18 protein-coding genes and 1 pseudogene are annotated in these 21,125 nt (G+C 65.2%); 2 read left to right on the forward strand and 17 right to left on the reverse strand.

What is annotated here, in order from left to right; genetic code table 11:
* Window positions 1–39 precede the first annotated feature (39 nt).
* The 3 genes from AB1A62_RS18000 to AB1A62_RS18010 all read right to left on the reverse strand — a co-directional run bounded on the left by AB1A62_RS18000 (window position 40) and on the right by AB1A62_RS18010 (window position 4,432).
* Window positions 40–1,461, reverse strand: a complete 1,422-nt coding sequence (locus tag AB1A62_RS18000; protein WP_366662857.1) for a carnitine 3-dehydrogenase — start codon at window positions 1,459–1,461, stop codon at window positions 40–42.
* Window positions 1,462–1,549: 88 nt separating this feature from the next.
* A complete protein-coding gene (locus AB1A62_RS18005) occupies window positions 1,550–2,467 on the reverse strand; it encodes a 3-keto-5-aminohexanoate cleavage protein (RefSeq protein ID WP_366662858.1) in 918 nt (305 codons plus the stop codon).
* Between the two features lie 18 nt (window positions 2,468–2,485).
* A complete protein-coding gene (locus tag AB1A62_RS18010) occupies window positions 2,486–4,432 on the reverse strand; it encodes an acetoacetate--CoA ligase (RefSeq protein ID WP_366662859.1) in 1,947 nt (648 codons plus the stop codon).
* 138 nt (window positions 4,433–4,570) lie between these two features.
* Here AB1A62_RS18010 and AB1A62_RS18015 point away from each other — a divergent pair, with 138 nt between their 5' ends.
* Window positions 4,571–5,545: a GlxA family transcriptional regulator gene (locus AB1A62_RS18015; RefSeq protein WP_366662860.1), complete on the forward strand. Its 975-nt coding sequence runs from the start codon at window positions 4,571–4,573 to the stop codon at window positions 5,543–5,545.
* Between the two features lie 30 nt (window positions 5,546–5,575).
* Here AB1A62_RS18015 and AB1A62_RS18020 read toward each other — a convergent pair whose 3' ends face one another.
* From AB1A62_RS18020 to AB1A62_RS18050, 7 genes are all read right to left on the reverse strand, one after another.
* A complete protein-coding gene (locus AB1A62_RS18020) occupies window positions 5,576–6,472 on the reverse strand; it encodes a complex I NDUFA9 subunit family protein (protein WP_366662861.1) in 897 nt (298 codons plus the stop codon).
* 81 nt (window positions 6,473–6,553) lie between these two features.
* A complete protein-coding gene (locus tag AB1A62_RS18025; protein ID WP_366662862.1) occupies window positions 6,554–6,760 on the reverse strand; it encodes a dodecin in 207 nt (68 codons plus the stop codon).
* 178 nt (window positions 6,761–6,938) lie between these two features.
* Window positions 6,939–8,402, reverse strand: coding sequence for an aldehyde dehydrogenase (locus AB1A62_RS18030; protein ID WP_366662863.1), 1,464 nt, complete (start codon window positions 8,400–8,402; stop codon window positions 6,939–6,941).
* Window positions 8,403–8,414: 12 nt separating this feature from the next.
* The gene (locus AB1A62_RS18035) at window positions 8,415–9,452 is read right to left on the reverse strand and encodes an LLM class flavin-dependent oxidoreductase (protein WP_366662864.1); all 1,038 of its coding nucleotides are present in this window, start codon (window positions 9,450–9,452) and stop codon (window positions 8,415–8,417) included.
* Window positions 9,449–10,375, reverse strand: a complete 927-nt coding sequence (locus AB1A62_RS18040) for a flavin reductase (RefSeq protein WP_366662865.1) — start codon at window positions 10,373–10,375, stop codon at window positions 9,449–9,451. Before AB1A62_RS18040 ends, AB1A62_RS18035 begins: the two co-directional genes overlap by 4 nt.
* Entirely contained in the window at window positions 10,372–11,175 is an 804-nt protein-coding gene (locus AB1A62_RS18045) for an alpha/beta hydrolase (protein WP_366662866.1), read from the reverse strand. The genes AB1A62_RS18040 and AB1A62_RS18045 overlap by 4 nt, the downstream gene beginning before the upstream one ends.
* Window positions 11,147–11,749: an amino acid synthesis family protein gene (locus AB1A62_RS18050; protein WP_366662868.1), complete on the reverse strand. Its 603-nt coding sequence runs from the start codon at window positions 11,747–11,749 to the stop codon at window positions 11,147–11,149. The genes AB1A62_RS18045 and AB1A62_RS18050 overlap by 29 nt, the downstream gene beginning before the upstream one ends.
* Window positions 11,750–11,856: 107 nt before the next feature.
* Between AB1A62_RS18050 and AB1A62_RS18055 the strand changes: the two genes are divergently transcribed.
* Window positions 11,857–12,531 (forward strand): GntR family transcriptional regulator, encoded by a 675-nt coding sequence (locus tag AB1A62_RS18055; protein ID WP_366662869.1) that lies wholly within the window; start codon window positions 11,857–11,859, stop codon window positions 12,529–12,531.
* Window positions 12,532–12,584: 53 nt separating this feature from the next.
* Here AB1A62_RS18055 and hutU read toward each other — a convergent pair whose 3' ends face one another.
* From hutU to AB1A62_RS18090, 7 genes and pseudogenes are all read right to left on the reverse strand, one after another.
* Window positions 12,585–14,267, reverse strand: a complete 1,683-nt coding sequence (gene hutU, locus AB1A62_RS18060) for a urocanate hydratase (RefSeq protein WP_019294369.1) — start codon at window positions 14,265–14,267, stop codon at window positions 12,585–12,587.
* Window positions 14,264–15,049 (reverse strand): N-formylglutamate deformylase, encoded by a 786-nt coding sequence (gene hutG, locus AB1A62_RS18065; protein WP_366662870.1) that lies wholly within the window; start codon window positions 15,047–15,049, stop codon window positions 14,264–14,266. Before hutG ends, hutU begins: the two co-directional genes overlap by 4 nt.
* The gene (gene hutH / locus AB1A62_RS18070) at window positions 15,046–16,569 is read right to left on the reverse strand and encodes a histidine ammonia-lyase (protein ID WP_366662871.1); all 1,524 of its coding nucleotides are present in this window, start codon (window positions 16,567–16,569) and stop codon (window positions 15,046–15,048) included. The genes hutG and hutH overlap by 4 nt, the downstream gene beginning before the upstream one ends.
* The gene (gene hutI, locus AB1A62_RS18075; RefSeq protein WP_366662872.1) at window positions 16,566–17,774 is read right to left on the reverse strand and encodes an imidazolonepropionase; all 1,209 of its coding nucleotides are present in this window, start codon (window positions 17,772–17,774) and stop codon (window positions 16,566–16,568) included. Before hutI ends, hutH begins: the two co-directional genes overlap by 4 nt.
* A gap of 105 nt (window positions 17,775–17,879) precedes the next feature.
* Complete coding sequence (locus AB1A62_RS18080) at window positions 17,880–19,205, reverse strand: MFS transporter (RefSeq protein ID WP_366662873.1); 1,326 nt, start codon at window positions 19,203–19,205, stop codon at window positions 17,880–17,882.
* Window positions 19,206–19,549: 344 nt separating this feature from the next.
* On the reverse strand, window positions 19,550–20,692 hold the full coding sequence (gene repC, locus AB1A62_RS18085; RefSeq protein ID WP_366662874.1) for a plasmid replication protein RepC: 1,143 nt from the start codon (window positions 20,690–20,692) through the stop codon (window positions 19,550–19,552).
* A gap of 181 nt (window positions 20,693–20,873) precedes the next feature.
* Window positions 20,874–21,125, reverse strand: a pseudogene (locus AB1A62_RS18090) (plasmid partitioning protein RepB); the annotation flags it as partial.

Consider the following 21,125-nt stretch of genomic DNA (forward strand, 5'->3'; position numbering starts at 1 on the left):
AAAGAAACCCGGCAGCGCGCGAGCCGCCGGGTTTCCAAGTCATCCGCGCTGGCCGACGTGGCGCCCGGCGCCTTCCGGCAGCGCCAGCCCTGCATGGGCGGCGGCATAGGACGCCAGCTTGTCCGCCACCTCCGGCGACGGCAGCGAGGTGCCGCGCGCGTTCAGGTCCATGTGCAAGAGCAGGGTTTCCACAGTCGCCGCCAGCTTGCCCTCAGGGCCGTGCAGGCGGTGGAACAGATGCATCTTCTTGCCCTCGCCCTTCAGAACCTGGGTGGTCACGGTCAGCGCATCGCCCTCGTGCAGCTCATCGAGGAAGCGCACGTGGTTCTCGACGGTGAAATAGCTGCCGCCCGCGGCGATATAGTCCGCATCCGCTCCGATCATCTCCATGAAGCGGTCGGTCGCCTGGGACGAGGCTTCGGTGTAATGCGCCTCGTTCATGTGGCCGTTGTAGTCGGTCCAGCTCTGCGGCACCGGGCGGCTGACGGTAACCGGCAGAACGACGGCTTCCGGCACGGGCAGCGTTTCCTCATGGGTGTTGATGACACCGCCGGCACCGCTGCCGGATTTCTTCAGCGCCCGCATCATGCCGACCAGGTTGTCATCGCGCAGCCGTTCCAACTCCCGGATCGACATGTGGCCTGATTGTGCATCGGACTGGCCCGCGATCAGGTCGACCAGCTCCTCGGTGAACTCCGGCACATCCATCAGCTTGGTCCAGGGCCATTCCAGTGCCGGTCCGAACTGCGCCATGAAGTGCTTCATGCCCGCTTCGCCGCCGGCAATCCGGTAGGTCTCGAACAGGCCCATCTGCGCCCACCGCAGGCCAAAGCCCATGCGGATCGACTCGTCCAGCTCCTCGGTGGTGCAGATGCCGTCCTTGATCAGCCACAGCCCCTCGCGCCAGACCGCTTCCAGCAGCCGGTCGGCGATATGCGCGTCGATCTCCTTGCGCACGGTCAGCGGATACATCCCCACCTCGCGCAGCAGGCCAGAGGCCTGCGCGCAGGTGTCCGCATCGCCCACCAGCTCGACCAGCGGCAGCAGGTAAACCGGGTTGAACGGATGCGCGACCACAACGCGGGCGCCCTTCTCGTTCAGCTCCGACGGTTTGAAGCCGGAGGTGGAAGAGCCGATCACCGCATTTGCGGGAGCGTGTTCCTGGATCTGCGCATGGATCTTGTGTTTCAGGTCCAGCCGCTCCGGCACGCTTTCCTGGATCCAGGCGGCGTCTGCCACCGCTTCCGCCATGTCGGCGTGGAAGGTCAGTGCGCCTTCGGCCGGCAGCGCCTTGTCATAAAGCGACGGCAGCGAGCGGCGGGCGTTGGCCAGCACTTCGCCGATCTTGCGCTCCGCTTCCGGGTCCGGGTCGAACACCCGCACGTTCCAGCCGTTCAAAAGGAACCGCGCGGCCCAGCCGCCGCCGATAACCCCGCCGCCGATGATTGCTGCTGTTTTCATGATCTATCCTCTGATCGCCCTCCCTGCGCGCCCGCCGGTGCACAGGGGGTGTACAGGGGGTGCACGCATAGCACCCCCGGATTTCGGCTTACTTCGCCACCGGCGCGCGCTTGGTCAGGCCCAGCTTCTCGCGGACCGCCTCCGGGCCGATGATCCTGGCGCCCATGCCCTCGATCACACCCACGGCGCGCTCCACCAGCTGCGCGTTGGTTGCCAGCACGCCCTTGTCCAGGAACAGGTTGTCTTCCAGCCCGACCCGCACATTGCCGCCCGCCAGCACCGACTGCGCCGCATAGGGCATCTGATCCCGCCCCAGGGAGAACGCCGACCAGGTCCAGTCCGACGGCAAATTGTTGACCATCGCCATGAAGGTGTTGAGGTCGTTCGGCGCGCCCCACGGCACCCCCATGCACAGCTGCACCAGCGCGTTCGGCTCCAGAATTCCCTCTTTCACCAACTGCTTGGCAAACCACAGGTGACCGGTATCAAACGCCTCGATCTCCGGCTTCACGCCCAGATCGGTCATCATCTGTCCCATCGCCCGCAGCATGCCGGGGGTGTTGGTCATCACGTAATCGGCCTCGGCAAAGTTCATGGTGCCGCAGTCCAGGGTGCAGATTTCCGGCAGGCATTCGGCGATATGGGCCATCCGCTCGGATGCGCCGATCATGTCGGTTGCGGCTTCATTGACCGGCAGCGGCGCTTCGGTCGAGCCGAACACGATGTCGCCGCCCATCCCGGCGGTCAGGTTCAGCACCACATCCACCTCGGAATCGCGGATGCGGTCGGTAAGCTCCCGGTAAAGCTCAAGTTTCCGGGACGGCGCACCGGTTTCCGGGTCGCGCACATGGCAGTGAACAACGGCCGCACCGGCCTTGGCAGCCTCGATCGCGGACTCGGCGATCTGCTTGGGCGAGCGCGGCACATGGGGGGATTTGTCCTGGGTGCCGCCCGAGCCGGTCACGGCGGCGGTGATGAAGACTTCACGGTTCATGGTCAGGGGCATGGTCTCGCTCCTTTGGGGTTAAACTTGCAATTCAGGGTGATCCGCAAACAGCGCCAGCGCCTGCGGGTTGGCGAGGCCGGAGAGGTTGCGGACGGGGTGATTGTTCACCACATCGCGCACCGCCAGCTCGGCAGTCTTGCCGGATTTGGTGCGCGGGATATCAGCGACAGAGATGATTTTCGCGGGCACATGGCGCGGCGAGGCGTTCTTGCGGATTTCCGTTTTGACACGGGCGGTTAGTGCATCATCAAGCACGGTTCCGTCTGCGGTCTGTACAAACAGAACCACCCGCACGTCGTTGTCGAAGCTCTGGCCGACAACCACCGCATCCGCGACCTCGTCGATCTTGTCGAGCTGCCGGTAGATCTCCGCCGTGCCGATCCGCACGCCGCCGGGGTTCAGCGTCGCGTCCGAGCGGCCCAGCACCACGTAGCCGCCGTGCTCTGTGCGGATGGTGAAATCGCCCTGCCGCCAGATATTGGGGTATGTTTCGAAATAGCTGGCGCGGTAGCGGGCATTGCCGGGGTCGTTCAGGAAGCGGGTCGGCATCGACGGATGCGCATTGCGGCAGACCAGTTCGCCAGCCGTGCCCTCAACCGGGTCGCCCTGGTCGTTCAGGGTTGCCACATCCAGGCCCAGCATCGGCGCCTGGATCTCGCCCTGATGCACCGGCAGCACCGGGCAGCCGCCGATGAAACAGCCCAGAATATCGGTGCCGCCGCAGATCGAGGCGAGCTGCACATCCGCCTTCCAATCGGCATAGACATGGGCAAAGCCTTCGGGCGACAGAGGCGAGCCGGTGGACAGAACCACCCGCATAGCGCCCAGATCGTGGCTCTCCACCGGCCGGTTCCGGCGCTTTTGCGAGGCGTCTATGTATTTGGCGGAAACACCAAAATGCGTGACCTTCTCGGCCTCTGCCAGGTCAAACAGGCGGCGGATGCCGGGGTACATCGGGTTGCCGTCAAACAGCACGATCACCGCCTCGGAGGCCAGCGCCGCAACCTGCCAGTTCCACATCATCCAGTTGCTGGTGGTGTAATAGAACATCCGGTCGCCCGGGCGCAGGTCGCAGTGCAGCTGCTGCTCCACCAGCATCCGCAGCAGGGTGCCGCCGCCGGAATGCTCGATGCATTTGGGTTTGCCCGTGGTGCCGGAGGAGAACATCACATAGAGCGGATCGCGGAAGCCCATCGGACGGCAGTCCAGCGCCGGGGCGTCTGCCTGCTTGAAACCCTGATAGGCGGTCATGCCCTCCGGCAGATCCTCTGCTCCGCCTGCATAGGGCCACACCACGATCTGCTGGATCGACGGCACGCGGGCGGCGACCTCGGCAATGGCGGCGCGGGTTTCAAACGTCTTGCCGTTGTAGAAATAACCGTCGGCGGCAAACATCAGCTTGGGCGCGATCTGGCCAAAGCGGTCGACCACGACATCCGGGCCGCTTTCCGGCGCGCAGGAGGACCAGACCGCGCCCAGCGACGCCGTGGCCAGCATCGCCGCCACGGTCTGCGGCATGTTCGGCACATAGCCCGCGACGTGATCGCCTGCCTTGATTCCGGCATCCCGCAGCGCGGCCGCAAGCATTTCCACCTCGCGCTTCAGCTCGGCGCGGGTCCAGGCCGTGCGGCGGCCGTCCTCGCCGATGAAAACAATGGCTTCGCGCCCGTCAGCGTTTTTCAGGAAGGTGTCCACGACGTTCATCTGCGCTTGCGGGAAGAAACGCACCTTCATCGGGTCCGCATCCGCCTGCAGCGGCTCCGCACCCTTATCCCCCGCCAGCCCGCAAAAATCCCAGGCCAGCGGCCAGAACTCCTCCGGCCGGGCGACCGACCAGGCGTGCAAATCGGAGAAGCTGTCCAGAGCGGTTCCGGCAGCCTTCGCGGCCTGCGCAATGAAACCGGACATCAGAGGTTTGCGGCGCGCCGAAAGATCCGGCTGCCAGAGAAGGGAAGCGGTGGTCATGGAAGTCTCAGTGGCTAGAGAGCGGGCTTGGAGGTCGGATGCGCGTCGGTTCGGATCGGGTCAAAAGACTTGACTTGCAGCGTGATTAGCGCAGGAAATGACGTCACGTTTATACAGTTTCAGTCAAATACTATACAGATGCAGTCAAAACCGCCGCCAATATTCGAATTCCTGCTGTTTGACGGGTTTTCCAACATGGTGCTGGCCAGCGCCATGGAACCGCTGCGTGACGTGCGGATGAACTCCGGCCAGGACGTCGCGGGCTGGCGGGTCAGCACCCTTGATGGCGCACCGGTCACCAGCTCCAGCGGCCTGCAGATCACCCCGGACGGGGCGTTCAGCGAGGATCAGGGCAACCGCACCCTGGTGCTGGTTGCGGGTTATCACGTGCGCGAACAGGTGACGCCCGCGCTGCTGACCAAACTCAGAGCCGCCACCCGGCGGGCGGAGCGGGTGCTGGCGCTGGATACCGCCGCCTGGCTGCTGGCCGCCGCGGGGGTGCTGGACGGCCATGCAGCGACGATCCACTGGCAGGAACTGGACGCCTTTGCCGAGACCTTCCCCAAGGTTGAGGTCTCCACTGCGCGGTTTGTGCGCTCCGGCCCGTTCATGACATGCGGCGGCGCCAGTACCGCGCTCGACATGATGCTGAGCCTGATCCAGGACCTCTACGGCTCTGCCGCCGCCTTCGGCGCCTCCACCATGTTCGTCTACGACCCCTCGCGCCAGTCGGGGCTGAACCGCGGCGCCGCGCGGCTGGAGCAGAAGGGCTCACCCAAGATCCTTAGGGCGGCGAACCTGATGGCAGAAACCATCGAAACCCCGCTGAGCACGGCAGCGCTGGCCAAACGGGTGTCGCTGTCGGAGCGCACCCTGGCGCGGGCGTTCCAGCGCGAACTCGGCATGACACCGGGCAAATACTACAAAATGCTGCGGCTGCAGCACGCGCGCTACCTGTCGGAGGAAACCCATCTGAGTCTGGAGCAGATTGCGATGCGCTGCGGATTTTCCTCTGCCTCCTCGCTGGGGCGGTCGTTCAGCGGGCATTACGGCCGGACCATCCGCGAGGCACGAGTGCAGGAGAAGTCCTGGGTCAGGAACACCAGCGGCTGACAGGGCGGACGGGGGCAGGACCCCTTCGATCTACACCAGCCCCATCGCCACGGCGGAATGCGGCTTGATCCCCAGATCGGTGAACCCTGCAACACCTGCGCCCACGGTATTGTCGCGCCGCATCAGCGCGATTTGCGCATGGGTAACCGGCGGCTTCGGCAGCGGCGCCAGAAGTGCCGCCGCCAGCCGCCACAAGGCAAAGGGCACCGGCAGCAGCAGGCGGCGGCGGCCGGTGCGGGCTGCCAGCCGCCGCAGGATGTCGCGGTAGGCAAACACATCCGGGCCGCCCAGTTCATAGACTTTCCGCTTCGCCCGCGGACCTTCCAGCACACAGGCGACCGCCTCTGCCACATCCTCCACCCACACCGGCTGCAGCCGGGTGCGGCCGGTGCCGAACAGCGGGATCAACGGCAGGCGGGCGGCAATCTTCTGCAGGTCGCCGAAGAACGTGCCGCCCAGACAGAACATGACGCTGGGTCGCAGGATCACCGCATCGGGGCAGGCACTGCGTACCGCCACCTCACCCTCTGCCCTGGCCCGCACATAGGCCGAAGGCGAATGCAGGCTGGCACCGATCCCGGAGATGTGGATCAGCCGCTGGCCAGGTGTTTCCTGCACCAGCCGGGCAATCCTGCGGGCGCCGGCCAGATGCACGTCCTGAAAACTCTGCTGCCGTGTTTCAGCATAAAACCCGATGCAGTTGACCACCCATCCGGCCCCGCTGAGGGCGCGGGCCATGACGCTCTGCTCCGCCAGGTCCACCTGCACCTGCTGCACCCCGGACTCCCATTCCTCCGGCGGCGGTGCCCCGGGCGCGCGGGTGCCGGCGCTGACGCTGCAGCCCTGCTGCTGCAGCCGCCGCACCACCCGGCGGCCGAGAAATCCCGTGCCGCCCAGCACAATCACTCTGCGGGGGCTGATCTGCATCTGTTCGCGCTCCGGATCCGGGTCTGCGCCATCAGATAGCGCATCCGGCCCGCCGCGCCACTGGCGGGCGGCGCTGCCGGATCAGTCCAGCCGGAACCCGATCTTGAGCCCGACCTGATAGTGGGCGACCTTGCCGTCCTCAACATGGCCGCGGATCTCGCCGACTTCAAACCAGCTGATATGGTCTATGGTCTTGGACGCCCGGCCAATCGCCCCGCTGATGGCATCCTCGATGCTGGACTGCGAGCTGCCCACCACATCCACCGTCTTGTAAACCGCGTCACTCATCACAAATCTCCTTACGCAGCGGCCACTGCGGCCGCAGTATGCACCTAGTGTGACCGGATCAGCGCCCGCGTCCAGAGATTCCGCGTCCCCAAGGCACGGATCGCATCTTCATCTGGCTGGAAATATCCCCGGGGGAGCGCGAGGGGGCGGCAGCCCCCTGGTTTCCGCCCGAGCCAATTCAGCGCATCACAAAGGGATCGGGGATCGGATCATCGCTGGTGCGCAGCCAGACCGCCTTGACCTTGGTGTAATCCAGCGCCGCCTGCAGCCCGCCCTCGCGCCCATGCCCGGAAAGGCCGTGGCCGCCAAAGGGCGCAATCGGGCTGACGGCGCGGTAGGTGTTGACCCAGACGATACCGGCCCGGATGCCGCGGATCATCCGGTGCGCGCGGGTGAGGTTCTGCGTAAACACGCCCGAGGCCAGGCCGAAGGCCGTGTTGTTGGCAATTTCCATGGCCTCGGCTTCGGTCTCGAACTCCACCACCGACAGCACCGGGCCGAAGAATTCGTTCGACAGGCAGGGCGCCTCCGGCGCATCGGAGCAATCCAGAACCGTGGGCGGGAAGAAGAACCCCTCCCCTTCCGGCACGGTTCCGCCAGCGATCAGTTTCCCACCGGCCGCAACAGACGCCTCGATCAGCTGCAGCGCGTGATCGCGCTGTTTCAGGGTGCAGAGCGGCCCCACTTCGGTCGCCATGTCATCCGGCGCGCCGATCACCACCGCTTCGGCCTTTTCCTTCAGCCGCTTCAGGAAGGCGTCCTTGATCCCCTTCTGGATCACCAGCCGCGATCCTGCGACACAGCTTTGCCCGGTGGCGGCGAAGATGCCGGAAACCTGCGCGTTGACCGCGCTTTCCAGATCCGCGTCGTCGAACACGATGAAGGGCGACTTGCCGCCCAGCTCCAGCGAGGTGGAGGCGAGGTTTTCCGCCGAGTTCCGCACGATATGCCGCGCGGTTTCCGGCCCGCCGGTGAAGGCCACATGGGCCACCGATGCGTGGCTGGTCAGCCCAGCCCCCGCCTGCGGCCCGCCGGTGATCACGTTCAAGACGCCGGGCGGGAAGCCTGCCTGGTCAAAGATCCGGGCAAATTCCAGCATCGGCGCCGGGCCTTCCTCGGATGCCTTCAAGACCACCGTGCAGCCCGCCGCCAGCGCCGGGCCGATTTTGACAGCGGACAGGAACAGCTGCGAATTCCACGGCACGATGGCGGCGACCACACCCACCGGCTCGCGCCGCAGCCAGACCTCCATGTCCGGCTTGTCGATCGGCAGATGCGCGCCTTCGATCTTGTCGGCGAGGCCTGCGTAGTAGCGGTAGTATTCCGCGACATAGGCAATCTGGGCCGAGGTCTCGCGGATGATCTTGCCGGTATCACGAGTCTCCAGCTCTGCCAGACGCGGCGCGTGTTCCGCCACCAGATCGGCCAGCCGCATCAGCAGCTTGCCGCGCTGGGTCGCCGTCATCCCCGCCCATTCGGGGGAAAAGAACGCAGCCTCCGCAGCCCGCACCGCCCGGTCCACATCCGCCGCCGAAGCGGCCGGCATCTGCGCCCAGGGTTTTCCGGTGGCCGGATCGAGACTCTCGAAACTTTCCCCTGCGTCCTCAAACGCACCGCCAATGTACTGCTGGAAAGACTGCATTCTCAGGCTCCCTTACTGAAACGCGGGCATGACTTCGGTGATGAACCGCTCAAGCGAGGCTTTCTTGCGCTCGAAACTCATGCTGCTGTCGATCCAGAACGAGTATTCATCATACCCCAGCGCCTCATACTTTTTCAGCCGCTCGATCACCGCCGCAGGTTCGCCAATCACCAGATCGCGCTCCATCGCTTCAGGGCTGTAGAAGGGATGCTCGGCAATCTCCTCGTCACTCAGAGGGTCGATCAGGCCCTGGCTGACGTCCCGCTTGTTCATGAACCAGGCCCCGAAGTAGCAGTAGAAGCGATTGAGCTCCTCCGCCCCGCGTTTCACATCCTCGGCGCTGTCCGCGACATAGGTGTGCTGCAGCAGCATGATCTTGGGCCGCGGCACATCGCTGTGCTTGGCGCAGGCGTCGTTGAACTTGCCCATCAGGTCGGCGATTTCCTCGTCGCCTTTCCACAGCGGCGTCACCTGCACGTTGCAGCCATTGGCCACCGCGAATTCGTGGCTGTTCGGGTCGCGCGCGGCCACCCAGATCGGCGGGCCGTCCTGCTGCAGCGGCTTGGGCGAGGAGGTGGTTTTCGGGAAGGTATGGAACTCCCCCTCCTGCGCGTAGTCGCCCTGCCACAGGCCCTGCACCGCCGGAATCAGCTCCCGCATCCGCTGGCCCGCCTCCCAGGCATCCATGCCGGGCATCATCCGCTCATATTCAAACGAATAGGCACCACGCGCGATGCCCAGGTCCAGGCGGCCCTCGGTGATGATATCGGTCATCGCCGCCTCGCCCGCCAGCCGGATCGGGTGCCAGAACGGCGCAATCACCGTCCCCGTACCCAGCCGCACGTTTTTCGTATGCCGCGCCACGTCAATGAGGTTCAGGAACGGGTTCGGCGAGATGGTGAAATTCATCCCGTGGTGTTCGCCGGTCCAGACGGCGTGCATACCGCCGTCATCGGCGATTTTGCACAGCTGGATGAACTCGTCATAAAGCCGCTTCTGGTCGTCTGCCGCGGAAATCCGCTCCATATGCGCAAAGAGGGAAAATTTCATGCGCCCTTGCTCCCTGTCGCCACGGGGCGGACCTGCCCGGTGGTCTGATTGCCATAATACACCCCGAAATTGCCCATCCGGGATTCACTCGCGAACCGCTCCAGCATGGTGCACATCGCCGCATCGGCAATGTCCATCAGCGTGGATTGGGTCAGCGGTGTGAAAACCCCCTTGGCCGGTGTGCCGCCGGCCGATTGGCACAGAAACGAGATGTGCTGATGTTCGCGCGCTTTGTCTTCGTAGACGGAATAGATGAACCCCGGCTCGGCCTCGACGCCAGTGTCCGCGATCAGCTTGGCCAGGGCGGCAGAGGCGCCCTCCTTGCCGACCCGAATTTCCGGCAGCGTCAGCTTGCCCTGATCGTTGCCCATGAGCAGCACCTTGCCCTCGTGCTCGATGAGGGCCGAGACGATCAGTTTGGCGCCCTGGCTGAGGGCCTCGGCCTCGGCGGCTGCCGTCACATAGGCGCCGCGGGCGTATCCCAGCCCCGGCGCGGGCGAGGTTTCAATTGCTTCCACCCGGCCGATCAGGACCAGATGGTCGCCCGCCTCCACCCGGTTGTGCATGGAACAGTCGAACCAGGCGGAGACGCCTGCGAACACCGGGCTGCCCTGCGGCCCCTTTTGCCAGCTGACGGCGGCAAAGCGGTCCTCAACGGGGCGGGCGAAAGTGTTGGAGACGTCCTTCTGGTCCTCCGCCAGCACGTTGACAGCAAAGCCGCCCGCCTGCTCGAACGCGGCGTAATTGCTGGAGGAGTTGGCAATGCACACCAGCACCAGCGGCGGGTCCAGCGACACGGAGGTAAAGGAATTGGCGGTGAACCCGATGGGGTTCCCGTCCGGATCGTGCGTTGTCACCACGGTGACGCCGGTCATGAAGGTGCCGAATGCGTTGCGCAAGGCGCGCGGGTCGATCTCGCTCATGACGTTGCTCCTTCCGTATCCAGCCAGCCCTGCAAGGCGGCGTTGACCGCTGCAGGCGCAGTCAGGTTGACCATATGCCGGTGGCCTTCGATGACAACCGCCCTGCCCTGCGGCACGGCATCCGCCATGGCCTGCGCCATCGCGGGTGTCGAATTCGGATCGCCGTCGCCGGTCAGCGCCAGCAGCGGGCAGCGGATGCCCGCAAAGCCGTCTGCATAGGTGCTGTCGCCGCGGGCAAAGGCGGTATAGGCGGCGGCGTAGCCCTGCAGGTTCACAGCAGACAGCCATCCGGCGACCTGCGCCCGTGCCGCCTGGTCAGTTGCGCTCTCCCCGAACCACCGCGCCAGTGGTGTTTCCAGATCAAAGCTGCCCGCGCGGATTTCCGCAGCGCGGTCCTCGACCGCAGCCCGTGCGTCAGCGGAACGGCGGAACACCCCGTTCAGCAATGCAACGCGGGCTACGTTTTCCGGATGGCTGACGGCATAGCCGCCGGCAATCAGCGCCCCCATGGAATGGCCCGCCAGGCTGACCGGCCCCAGATACAGCGCCTGCAGCACGGCATGGAGCCAGGCCACATAGTCCGGCAGCTCCGCCCCCTCCGTCAGCGGCGCGCTGCCGCCGTGGCCGGGCATGTCCAGCACAATCACCTGATGGGTCAGGCTAAGCGCCTCGATCTGCGGCCCCCAGGCCGCCGATTGCATGCCGACCCCGTGGATCAGCACCACCGGATCGCCGCGCCCTGCCCGCTGGCAGGTGACGGCGCCGTAAGGCTCAGACAGCTGCAGGGTTGTCGACGTCATGACCCAGTTCCTTCAGGTCCTGATAGCGGTCGCCGATCCGGTGATGCGGGCGCCCGCCGATGGAGGCGCCAAGCGCGATCACGATCTCATCCGGGCCCGGCGCATCCGCGACCGACAGCTGGATAGTCAGGTAATGGCTGCGCCGCCCGCCGTCGTTCTTGTCCATCAGCGGGATCTGCAGCGAGGCGTTTGCCGGCCCGCGGGTGTTGGTAAAGGCCAGATAGGATTTCGCCCCCACAGCCTCGCGGAAGTGATTGCCGAACCGCAGCGTGTGGATGAGGGCAGAGGCATGCTCCACCTCGCCGTTGACGCCGACGATGGCGGATTTGCCGTAGCCCTCCACCCGGTCGCCGCCGCCTGCGGCCTCCAGGATCATCGCGGTCAGCTTCTCGCCCAGCCCCGGCGCGCAGTCATGGATCGCCGGGCGCAGGTCCTCGACAAAGCCCTGCCCTGCCCAGGGGTTTTTGATCACCGCCACCGCGGCAATCATTTTCAAAGGGGTTTTCGCTGCCTTGCCGCCCTCGATCAGGGTCTCTTCGACATGCAGCAGCGTCTTGCGGATTTCGGCGGGCATGGGCGGGTCTTTCCTGTCTGATTCCAGCTGCCGTAATATGGTATACCATCATACAGTATGTCAATGCAGACTTGTTCCGCCCCGCCCCGGTTGCTATCGGAAGAAACATGACCAGCCCCATCATGAGCAAAATCGACCACCAGCCGCAGACCCTGCGCGACATCGTGCAGGAGCGGATGCGCGAGGCGATCATCTCCGGCCAGTTTGCCCCCGGCGAGCGGCTGGTGGAGCGCCCCCTGTGCGATCAGCTCGGCGTCAGCCGCACCGTGGTGCGCGAAACCATCCGGTACTTGGAGGCGGAGGGGCTGGTGGAGATCCTGCCCGGCAAGGGGCCGATTGTGGCGCAGCTCACTTGGGCCGACGCGCGGCAGATCTACGACATCCGCCAGATGCTGGAGACCGCTGCCGCCACCGAATGCGCCCGCAACATCACGCCGCAGCTGGCAGAGCAGCTGAAGGCGGCGCTGCAGAGCCTGCAAGAGGCCGTGGCGGCCGGCGTCCCCACTCCGATGCTGCGCGCCACAACGGAGTTCTACCGGATCATCTTCGACGGCGCCGGCCACAACGTCGCCTGGGAAATCGCCCAGCGTCTGAACGGCCGCATCAGCCGGCTGCGGGCGGTGACGCTGTCGACCCCGGAGCGGCAGAAACCCGGCCCCGCCCATATGCAGGACATCTGCGAGGCAATTGTGTCAGGGAATGCAAAGGCTGCGCAGTCCGCCATCGAACAGCACCTGAGCGACGCCAAACACACCGCAGAGCGCCTGTTGCAAGAAAAATAGCCGGTCTCCTCACAGGAAACCGGCTATCAAGGGTTGTTTGGCGGGCTGATTTATCAGCCCAGGATGCCGGGCAGGTTCAGCCCGTGCTCGCGCGCGCAATCCTTGGCGATGTCATAACCTGCATCCGCGTGGCGCATGACGCCGGTGGCCGGGTCGTTCCACAGCACCCGTCCGATACGGCGGTCGGCGTCCTCGGTGCCGTCGCAGCAGATCACCACGCCGGAATGCTGCGAGAAGCCCATGCCAACGCCGCCGCCATGGTGCAGCGACACCCAGGTGGCGCCGGAGGCGGTGTTCAGCAGCGCGTTCAAGAGCGGCCAGTCAGACACGGCATCGGAACCGTCCATCATCGCCTCGGTCTCACGGTTGGGGGAAGCCACGGAGCCGCTGTCCAGGTGGTCGCGGCCGATGACGACGGGCGCCGACAATTCGCCATTGCGCACCATCTCGTTGAAGGCGAGGCCGGCCTTGTGGCGGTCGCCGAGGCCGATCCAGCAGATCCGCGCGGGCAGGCCCTGGAAGGCGATGCGTTCCTGCGCCATGTCCAGCCAGCGGTGCAGGCCTTCGTTCTCGGGGAACAGCTCCTTCATCTTGGCGTCGGTTTTCCGAATATCCTCCGGATCGCCCGACAGCGCGCACCAGCGGAACGGGCCAATGCCCTTGCAGAACAGCGGACGGATATAGGCGGGCACGAAGCCCGGGAAGTCAAAGGCGTTTTCCAGCCCCTCCTCCAGCGCCATCTGGCGGATGTTGTTGCCGTAATCCACCGTGGGCACACCCATCGCATGGAAGTCACACATCGCTTTCACCTGCACCTTCATCGAGGCGCGGGCGGCCTTTTCCACCGCTTTCTTGTCCGTTTCGCGGCGCTCTTTCCATTCGCCCATGGTCCAGCCCAGCGGCAGGTAGCCGTTGACCGGGTCGTGGGCGGAGGTCTGGTCGGTCACGATATCGGGGCGGATACCGCCTGCTTCGGCGCGTTTCACCAGCTCCGGGAAGATCTCAGCCGCGTTGCCCAGAAGGCCCACGGATTTCGCCTCGCCCGCTGCGGTCCAGCGCTCGATCATCTCCAGCGCTTCGTCGAGGGTTTCAGCCTTCTCGTCCAGGTATTTGGTGCGCAGGCGGAAGTCGATCGAGTCCGGATTGCACTCCACCGCCAGGCAGCAGGCACCGGCAAACACCGCCGCCAGCGGCTGCGCGCCGCCCATGCCGCCCAAGCCGCCGGTCAGGATCCACTTGCCCTTGAGGTCGCCGCCGTAATGCTGGCGGCCCGCTTCGGCAAAGGTCTCATAGGTGCCCTGCACGATGCCTTGCGTGCCGATGTAGATCCAGGAGCCGGCCGTCATCTGGCCGTACATCATCAGGCCCTTCTTATCGAGCTCGTTGAAGTGGTCCCAGTTGGCCCAATGCGGCACCAGGTTGGAGTTGGCAATCAGCACCCGCGGCGCGTCCTTGTGGGTCTGGAACACGCCGACCGGCTTGCCGGACTGCACCATCAGCGTCTGGTCTTCTTCCAGGTTCTTCAGGGTCTCGACGATCAGGTCGAAATCCTTCCAGGTGCGCGCGGCGCGGCCGATGCCGCCGTAAACCACCAGCTCATGCGGGTTTTCCGCGACGTCGGGATGCAGGTTGTTCATCATCATCCGCATCGGCGCCTCGGTCAGCCAGGACTTGGCGGTGATTTCCGGGCCGGTGGGCGGGAAGATGTCGCGGGTGTTCTTGCGGGGATCGCTCATGCCGAGGGCCTCCAGTTTTTGAGATCAGTCAGTATTTTGGTGAGATGGGCGCGCAAGGGATCCGCGCGCTCCGGCAAATAGGTCCAGGGCGGGCTTTCCTGGCAGTAGGTCGCCTGCGCCAGTTCCATCTGGATCGCGTGCAGCCCGTCCGCAGGGCGCCCGTAATGGCGGGTGGTCCAGCCGCCCTTGAAGCGCCCGTTGAGGGTGGAGGTATAGCCCTCCGCCGCCTCGCAATGGGCCACGGTCAGCGCCTCGATCGACGCGTCACTGGTCTCGCCCATGTTGGTGCCCACGTTGAAATCCGGCAGGCGGCCTTCGAACAAGTACGGAATGTCGCCGCGGATCGAGTGGCAGTCATAGAGGATGGCAAAGCCGTGAATGGCCTTCACCCGCTCCAGCTCCGCCATCAGCGCCGCGTGATAGGGCGCGTGATAGGCGTCACGGCGGCGGGTGATCTCCGCCTCATCCGGCTCCTTGCCCTCCTGCCAGATCGGCAGCCCGTCGAAATCCGTGAGCGGCACCAGAGTAGTGGTGTTTTGCCCTGGATAGAGACTGATACCAGCCGGATCACGGTTCACGTCGATCACATAGCGGTGGATCGGCGTGCGGACGGTTGTGATGTCATCTGCCAGCCCGGAATACAGGTCGTGGATATGCCAGTCTGTGTCCGCCAGCGCCCTGCCCGTTTCGTTCAGACACTCCCAGATTTCCGGCGGCACATCGGTGCCGGTGTGGGGCAGCCCCAGCACCAGCGGGGATGTGCCTTGGGTCACTTCGATCATGCCGCCACCTTCACGCCTGCGGCATCCGCAACCCGGCCTGCGCGAACCATGGCGCTGGCGGCCTCGATGTCCGGCGCCAGATAGCGGTCCTCTGCCAGCGCGGGGATATCGGCGCGCAGCATGCCCAGCACGTCCTGCAGGCGCGATGAGGTTTGCAACGGTGCGCGCGCCTCCACCCCTTGCGCGGCGCAGAGCATTTCAACGCCCAGGATCACCGACAGGTTGGCGTTCATCTTCGCCAGCCGAAGCGCGCCGTGCGCGGCCATCGACACGTGGTCCTCCTGGTTGGCCGACGTGGGGGTTGAGTCGGTCACGCAGGGGTTGGCCAAATGCTTGTTCTCGCTCATCAGCGCAGCGGTGGTCACTTCGGCGATCATGAAGCCGGAGTTCAGACCGGGGTCAGGCGTCAGGAACGGCGGCAGGTCGTGGCTCAGGGTCGGATCCACCATCAGCGCCACCCGGCGCTGCGCGATGGCGCCGATTTCGGCCACCGCCAGCGCGATCTGGTCGGCGGCAAAGCCCACGTATTCGGCGTGGAAGTTGCCGCCAGAGACGATGCGCCCCTCGTTCACCAGAACCAGCGGGTTGTCGGTGACGGCGTTGGCCTCGATCTCAAGCGTTTTGGCGGCCATCCGCAGCACGTCCAGCGCCGCGCCCACCACCTGCGGCTGGCAGCGGATGCAATAGGGATCCTGCACGCGGGTGTCGCCCTCGCGGTGGCTCTCGCGGATCTCGGAGCCGTCCATGATGTCCCGCATCTGCTGCGCCACGTCGATCTGGCCGGCATGGCCGCGCAGGGTGTGGATATCGGCGATCAGCGGCGCAGTCGAACCCATGATCGCGTCGGTGGACAGCGAGGCAATCGCCATCGAGGCCTCGGCCATGCGCCAGGCGTCAAACAGGCCTGCCAAAGCGCAGGCGGTCGAGAACTGGGTGCCGTTGATCAGCCCCAGGCCTTCCTTGGGACCCAGCACTATAGGCTCTAACCCGGCCTTTTTCAGGGCATCAAGGCTGGACATGCGGGTGCCTTCGAACGTGGCTTCCCCTGCCCCGATCATCGCCGCCGCCATATGCGCCAGCGGCGCCAGGTCGCCGGAGGCACCGACGGACCCCTGCGACGGGATCACCGGCACCACGCCGCGCGCCAGCATCTGTTCGATCTGTTCGATCACCAGCCAGCGCACGCCCGACGCGCCTCGGCCCATCGACAAGAGTTTCAGCGTCATCATCAGCCGGGTCTTGTCCTCCGGCAGCGCCTCCCCTACCCCGCAGCAATGGCTGAGGATCAGGTTGCGCTGCAGGGTGGCGGTGTCGGAGGGTGCGATCTTGGTCGAGGCCAGCTTGCCGAAACCGGTGTTGATGCCATAAACGGCTTCCTCACCCGCAGCAGCATCCGCCACCATCTGAGCGGCGGCCTCAACCGGCTCACGCGCCGAGGCATCCAGCTTGGCCGGGGTCAGGTTGCGGTAGATATCTTCCAGCGTGGACAGCGTCACGGTGCCGGGGATCATCTCGATCATCGTTTTCCCTCATAGATACGGGTGTAAAGCGGGTTGAAGCCGATGCGGTAGGCGAGCTCTGCGGGCGTTTCCACGTCCCAGACCGCCAGATCGGCGCGCATACCGGCGGCAATCTGGCCGCGGTCACTCAGCCCCAGCGCACGGGCTGCGTGCCGTGTGACGCCTGCCAGCGCCTCCTCCGGCGTCATCCGGAACAGGGTGCAGCCCATGTTCATGGTCAGCAGCAAGGAGGTCAGCGGTGAGGAGCCGGGGTTGCAGTCCGTCGCCAGCGCCATCGGCACGCCGTGCGCGCGGAAGTGCTCAATCGGTGGCGCTTGGGTTTCTCGGATGGTGTAGAACGCACCCGGCAGGATCACCGCAACAGAACCCGCAGCGGCCATCGCCCTGGCGTCTTCCTCAGTCGCGTATTCCACGTGGTCGACTGACAATGCGCGATATTGCGCCGCCAGCGCGGTGCCGCCCTGATGGCTCAGCTGCTCTGCGTGCAGTTTCACCGGCAGGCCAAGCTCCTGCGCCACCTTGAACACCCGTTCGATCTGGGCAGGCGCAAAGGCGATGTTTTCGCAGAAGCCGTCGACCGCATCCACCAGCCCCTCGGCATGGGCGGCGCGCAGGGTGGGAATGCAGACCTCGTCGATGTAGTCGTCGTCGCGGCCCTTGTATTCGCCGGGCGTCGCATGAGCGCCGAGGAAGGTGGTTTTCACCGTCACCGGGCGCAGTTCCCCCAGGCGACGGGCAGCGCGCAGCATGTTGAGTTCGGTCTTCAGGTCCAGCCCGTAGCCGGATTTCACCTCCACCACCGTAGCGCCTTCGGCGATCAGCGCATCCAGACGCGGCAGCGCATCCTGCACCAGCTGCTCCAGAGAGGCCTCTCGGGTGGCGGACACAGTGGAGACGATGCCGCCCCCTGCCCTTGCGACCTCCTCATAAGACGCCCCGTTCAGGCGCATCTCGAACTCCATCGCCCGGTTGCCGCCGAATACGATGTGGGTGTGGCAGTCGATCAGGCCCGGCGTCACCAGCCGCCCGTCCAGATCCATGTGCTTCCATGGGAAGTTGTCAGCTGACAATTCCTGCCGCGGCCCGGCCCAGACGATCTGCCCGTCCGACACCGCCACCGCGCCGTCCTCAATCAGCCCGTAAGGCGTGTCCGAACTGGCCATCGTGGCCAGCCGGGCGCCTGTCAGAACGTAGTTTCCTGTCACGGAATCCCCCCGAGTCGCTCAATTGCCGGTTTGGCAATAAGCTACTCATTTAGAGGATTATGTCTAGTCATAAAATGATTAAGCCGTTCCCTGCCCCGGACGCCCTCAGATGCGTCCTTTCTGGGGTATCCGCGGGTGCAGATCATCAATGATGATCGGATGCGCGTGCGGGTGGCCGCCCTGCAGATGCGGGTGGTCCGGTGGCAGGTCAGGGTGGCTGTGCGCAACCGGGGATGCGCTGTCGCGGGGCCACAGATACCCCGCCGCGATCAGACCCGCGGCGGCCAGCAGCGCCAGGACCAGCATCGCCGCACCCGCCCCCCAGGCCGCCATCAGCCAGGCCGACAGCGGATAGAAGACCAGCCAGCAGGCGTGCGACAGGGTGAACTGCGCGGCAAAGATCGCAGGCCGGTCCGCCGCATGGGCGGAGCGCGCCAGTAGCCGCCCTGAAGGTGTCAGCACCGCGGAGTAGCCGAGGCCGATCACGAACCAGGCGATTGCCAGCCGTGCAAACCCCAGTGGCCAAGCCAGGGAAGTCAGCGCCAGCAGACCCAGTGCAGCACTCCCAAGGGCGCCGCCCGCCAGCATCACGCTGCGGTCCGGCAAGCGCTCCAGCAGCCGCGGCAGCAGCATCGCCGACAGCATCGAGCCGCCACCAAAGCAAGCCAGGGCCAGGGCCACCGCGCTTTCCCCCTGCCCCATGCCTGCGCGCACCAGCACCACCGTGTTGACCAGCACCATCGCCGCCATCGCCGACACCACCCAGTTCAGCGCCAGCAGCCCGCGCAGCCGCGGTGTCCGCAGATAGTTGCGGATGCCGCGGGTGGTGCGGTCCCAGACCGGCCGGGGCGCCTTGGGCTCCGGCGACGGCAAAGCGATGGAGAGCAGCAGCAGCGCAGAGGCGGCAAACCCCGCCGCAGTCCCCCAGAACAGCGTCGAGGAGCTGACCAGCACCAGCAGCGCCGCTGCAAGCATCGGGCTGACAAGGCTTTCAAGCTCGTAGGCCAGCCGCGACAGCGACAGCGCCTGGGTGTAGTCCTTCTCCTCCGTCAGCACATCGGGGATCGAAGCTTGGAAGGCAGGCGTGAAACCCGCGGATGCGGACTGCAGCACGAAGATCAGAATGTAGACCTGCCAAACCTCCGTCACGAACGGCAGGCAAACAGCCACCGCCATCCGCACCATGTCCAGGGTGATCAGCATCCTGCGCCGGTCTACCTGCTCCGCCCAGGCGGCAGCGATCGGAGCCACGGTGACATAGGCCACCATCTTGATCGTCAGCGCAGTGCCCAGCACCACACCGGCGCGCTCCCCGGCCAGGTCAAAGGCCAGAAGGCCAAGCGCCACGGTGGCGAGACCGGTGCCGGACAGCGCCACGATCTGGGCCAAAAACAGATGCCGGTACGTCCGGTTACGCAGGATGGAAAGCATGAGCGGCGGGGTCCTTAGGCTGGATAGTTTCCCGTCACTGTGACTACCAGATCGTGCAGAAGGCAATGCTTCAAATTGCCGGGAGATCGCAGCAGAGGTAAAAATTGTCAGCTGACAATTTCTGCTCGGCCGGACCGAAATCTGTTTGCCGCAGAGTGAGCATTTTGAACCACTGCAACCCCGCCAGGAAACCGGGCCCTCTGACGAATTGCCAGCTGACAATTCCGGGCGATGCGCTGTGATGCCATAGGACCGGCAGTGGGCAAGCCGCTGCATCGAAGGTGCGGAAGCGGGTTTACCGGCGTTTTGTAACTCCTCCGGGAAACCCCGCTTAGCAAAAGTTGTCAGCTGACAACTTCCGCCGGGCGAGGCGATTGCAGCAGCGCATTCAGCATCGGCGCCGTGGAGAATTGGCCTGCCCGTGCTTTCTGCGCCAGCCGCCGCAGATAGGCGCCGGGACTGCGGATGGTTCCCAGTTTCTCCAGCATGCACATCACTGCGGTTGCCGCTTCCTTGCGGCCCATGGCAGCGCGCGCGTCGCTCAGAACCGGCATCTCGATGCCCATCATCGGTGATAGGGTTTCGGCAATCCGGTCGGCATCCTGCCAGCTGCGCAACGCGCCCGGGTAATAGCTCTGCACCTCGGGGCAGGCGCGCAGGACGGTGGAGAGATCACTGGCTTTCTCAGTGGCGCTGTCATTTGCGTCTGAGCACTGCGGTCGAGGTGAGTGTGCGCAGGCCTGCGGCCCTTCAGAGTCAGAATCTTTTTTTACTGAATCCTGTATGTGCCGCTCATTCCGGCTGTCGTGGCCGCTCAATTCGCGTGCAGCCAGCCTGGACTCCTGGGTTTCTTCCTGGGGCGCACAGCGGGCAATTTCTGCGCGCAGGGCCTCGGCCATTCCGGCCAGTTCGGGTTCGCAGGGTTTGCGGCGCAGCAGTTTGCGGGCGGAGTCCAGCAATGCCTCAGCCGTGTCATCCGCCACATCCAGCAGCTGCTGCCGGAGGACGGCCACGGTGTCGCGCAGCACAGCCAGACGCTCGGTGCGGGCCTTGGCATCCAGCGCGGCGTCAAAGACCTGAGCGGCGTGGCGGGAGAGGGGGGAGAGGTCGAAGCCGAAGGCCATCGCGGTGTCCTCGCCAACCCGGCGTGCGTAGCGTTTGCGGTTGGGGCTGTTCTTCCGGCTGACAATCCCGATGCGGGTCAACGCAGCCAGATGGCGGCGCAGGGTGCTTTCGGGCATTCCGTTGAGGCGCTCCATCAGCTTGCGGTTCGAGGGGAACACGATGGCGCTTCCCGGTTCCGCAGGCAGGGCGCGGTTCGGGAAGAACGTCAGCAGCGCCTTCAAGACGCCCAGGGTGCGGTGGCTCAGTTCAAATTCCGCGGCGGCGTGCGTCAGCGCAGCCAGAAGGTCCCACTTGTCGTGAGTACCCGCCAGCCGGCCGCACGGATCCTGCCGCCCAAATGCGATTTGGGACGCCTGTTCCATGATTTTTTCACGAAAGACAAAAAATACCCGCCCCTGTGCGGCGCACAGAGTTGACACTGACGAGTCTGAGAGGCTATTCCAAAGGTGCTAAATCTGAGAACGGCCTTCTGGGATGTAATGTCCTGGGGGGCTTTTCTTTTGCCTGTTTACGTGCCTCCTGTCCTGTTTTCTCTGCTCTTGCTCAGTCTTCCGGCTGCTCGGGCTGGTCTTGCTGCCAGCGGCCGTGAAGCTCTGCCATGATCTCTTCTGCGTTTTCGTCGAACCAGGCATCAAAGCCGGGCGCGTGTTTGCCGGAGATCGTCAGGGTGATGCCCTTGGCGGTTGTCTTGATGCCTGCGACCTCGGCCCCGTTGCTGCCGGGCAGGGCGCGGGTTTTCGGCGGGGCAGGGGCCGGTTTCACCTCCTGGGGGGGGTTCCGGGGATGTGCCAGAAC

This window comes from Leisingera sp. JC11, assembly GCF_040704725.1.
GTDB lineage: Bacteria > Pseudomonadota > Alphaproteobacteria > Rhodobacterales > Rhodobacteraceae > Leisingera.

What these genes read in the sequence shown, in the direction of transcription:
- AB1A62_RS18000 (WP_366662857.1), bottom strand. Translation starts at nt 1,461, where the DNA reads ATGAAAACAGCAGCAATCATCGGCGGCGGGGTTATCGGCGGCGGCTGG.
- AB1A62_RS18005 (WP_366662858.1), bottom strand. Translation starts at nt 2,467, where the DNA reads ATGCCCCTGACCATGAACCGTGAAGTCTTCATCACCGCCGCCGTGACC.
- AB1A62_RS18010 (WP_366662859.1), bottom strand. Translation starts at nt 4,432, where the DNA reads ATGACCACCGCTTCCCTTCTCTGGCAGCCGGATCTTTCGGCGCGCCGC.
- AB1A62_RS18015 (WP_366662860.1), top strand. Translation starts at nt 4,571, where the DNA reads ATGCAGTCAAAACCGCCGCCAATATTCGAATTCCTGCTGTTTGACGGG.
- AB1A62_RS18020 (WP_366662861.1), bottom strand. Translation starts at nt 6,472, where the DNA reads ATGCAGATCAGCCCCCGCAGAGTGATTGTGCTGGGCGGCACGGGATTT.
- AB1A62_RS18025 (WP_366662862.1), bottom strand. Translation starts at nt 6,760, where the DNA reads ATGAGTGACGCGGTTTACAAGACGGTGGATGTGGTGGGCAGCTCGCAG.
- AB1A62_RS18030 (WP_366662863.1), bottom strand. Translation starts at nt 8,402, where the DNA reads ATGCAGTCTTTCCAGCAGTACATTGGCGGTGCGTTTGAGGACGCAGGG.
- AB1A62_RS18035 (WP_366662864.1), bottom strand. Translation starts at nt 9,452, where the DNA reads ATGAAATTTTCCCTCTTTGCGCATATGGAGCGGATTTCCGCGGCAGAC.
- AB1A62_RS18040 (WP_366662865.1), bottom strand. Translation starts at nt 10,375, where the DNA reads ATGAGCGAGATCGACCCGCGCGCCTTGCGCAACGCATTCGGCACCTTC.
- AB1A62_RS18045 (WP_366662866.1), bottom strand. Translation starts at nt 11,175, where the DNA reads ATGACGTCGACAACCCTGCAGCTGTCTGAGCCTTACGGCGCCGTCACC.
- AB1A62_RS18050 (WP_366662868.1), bottom strand. Translation starts at nt 11,749, where the DNA reads ATGCCCGCCGAAATCCGCAAGACGCTGCTGCATGTCGAAGAGACCCTG.
- AB1A62_RS18055 (WP_366662869.1), top strand. Translation starts at nt 11,857, where the DNA reads ATGACCAGCCCCATCATGAGCAAAATCGACCACCAGCCGCAGACCCTG.
- hutU (WP_019294369.1), bottom strand. Translation starts at nt 14,267, where the DNA reads ATGAGCGATCCCCGCAAGAACACCCGCGACATCTTCCCGCCCACCGGC.
- hutG (WP_366662870.1), bottom strand. Translation starts at nt 15,049, where the DNA reads ATGATCGAAGTGACCCAAGGCACATCCCCGCTGGTGCTGGGGCTGCCC.
- hutH (WP_366662871.1), bottom strand. Translation starts at nt 16,569, where the DNA reads ATGATCGAGATGATCCCCGGCACCGTGACGCTGTCCACGCTGGAAGAT.
- AB1A62_RS18080 (WP_366662873.1), bottom strand. Translation starts at nt 19,205, where the DNA reads ATGCTTTCCATCCTGCGTAACCGGACGTACCGGCATCTGTTTTTGGCC.
- repC (WP_366662874.1), bottom strand. Translation starts at nt 20,692, where the DNA reads ATGGAACAGGCGTCCCAAATCGCATTTGGGCGGCAGGATCCGTGCGGC.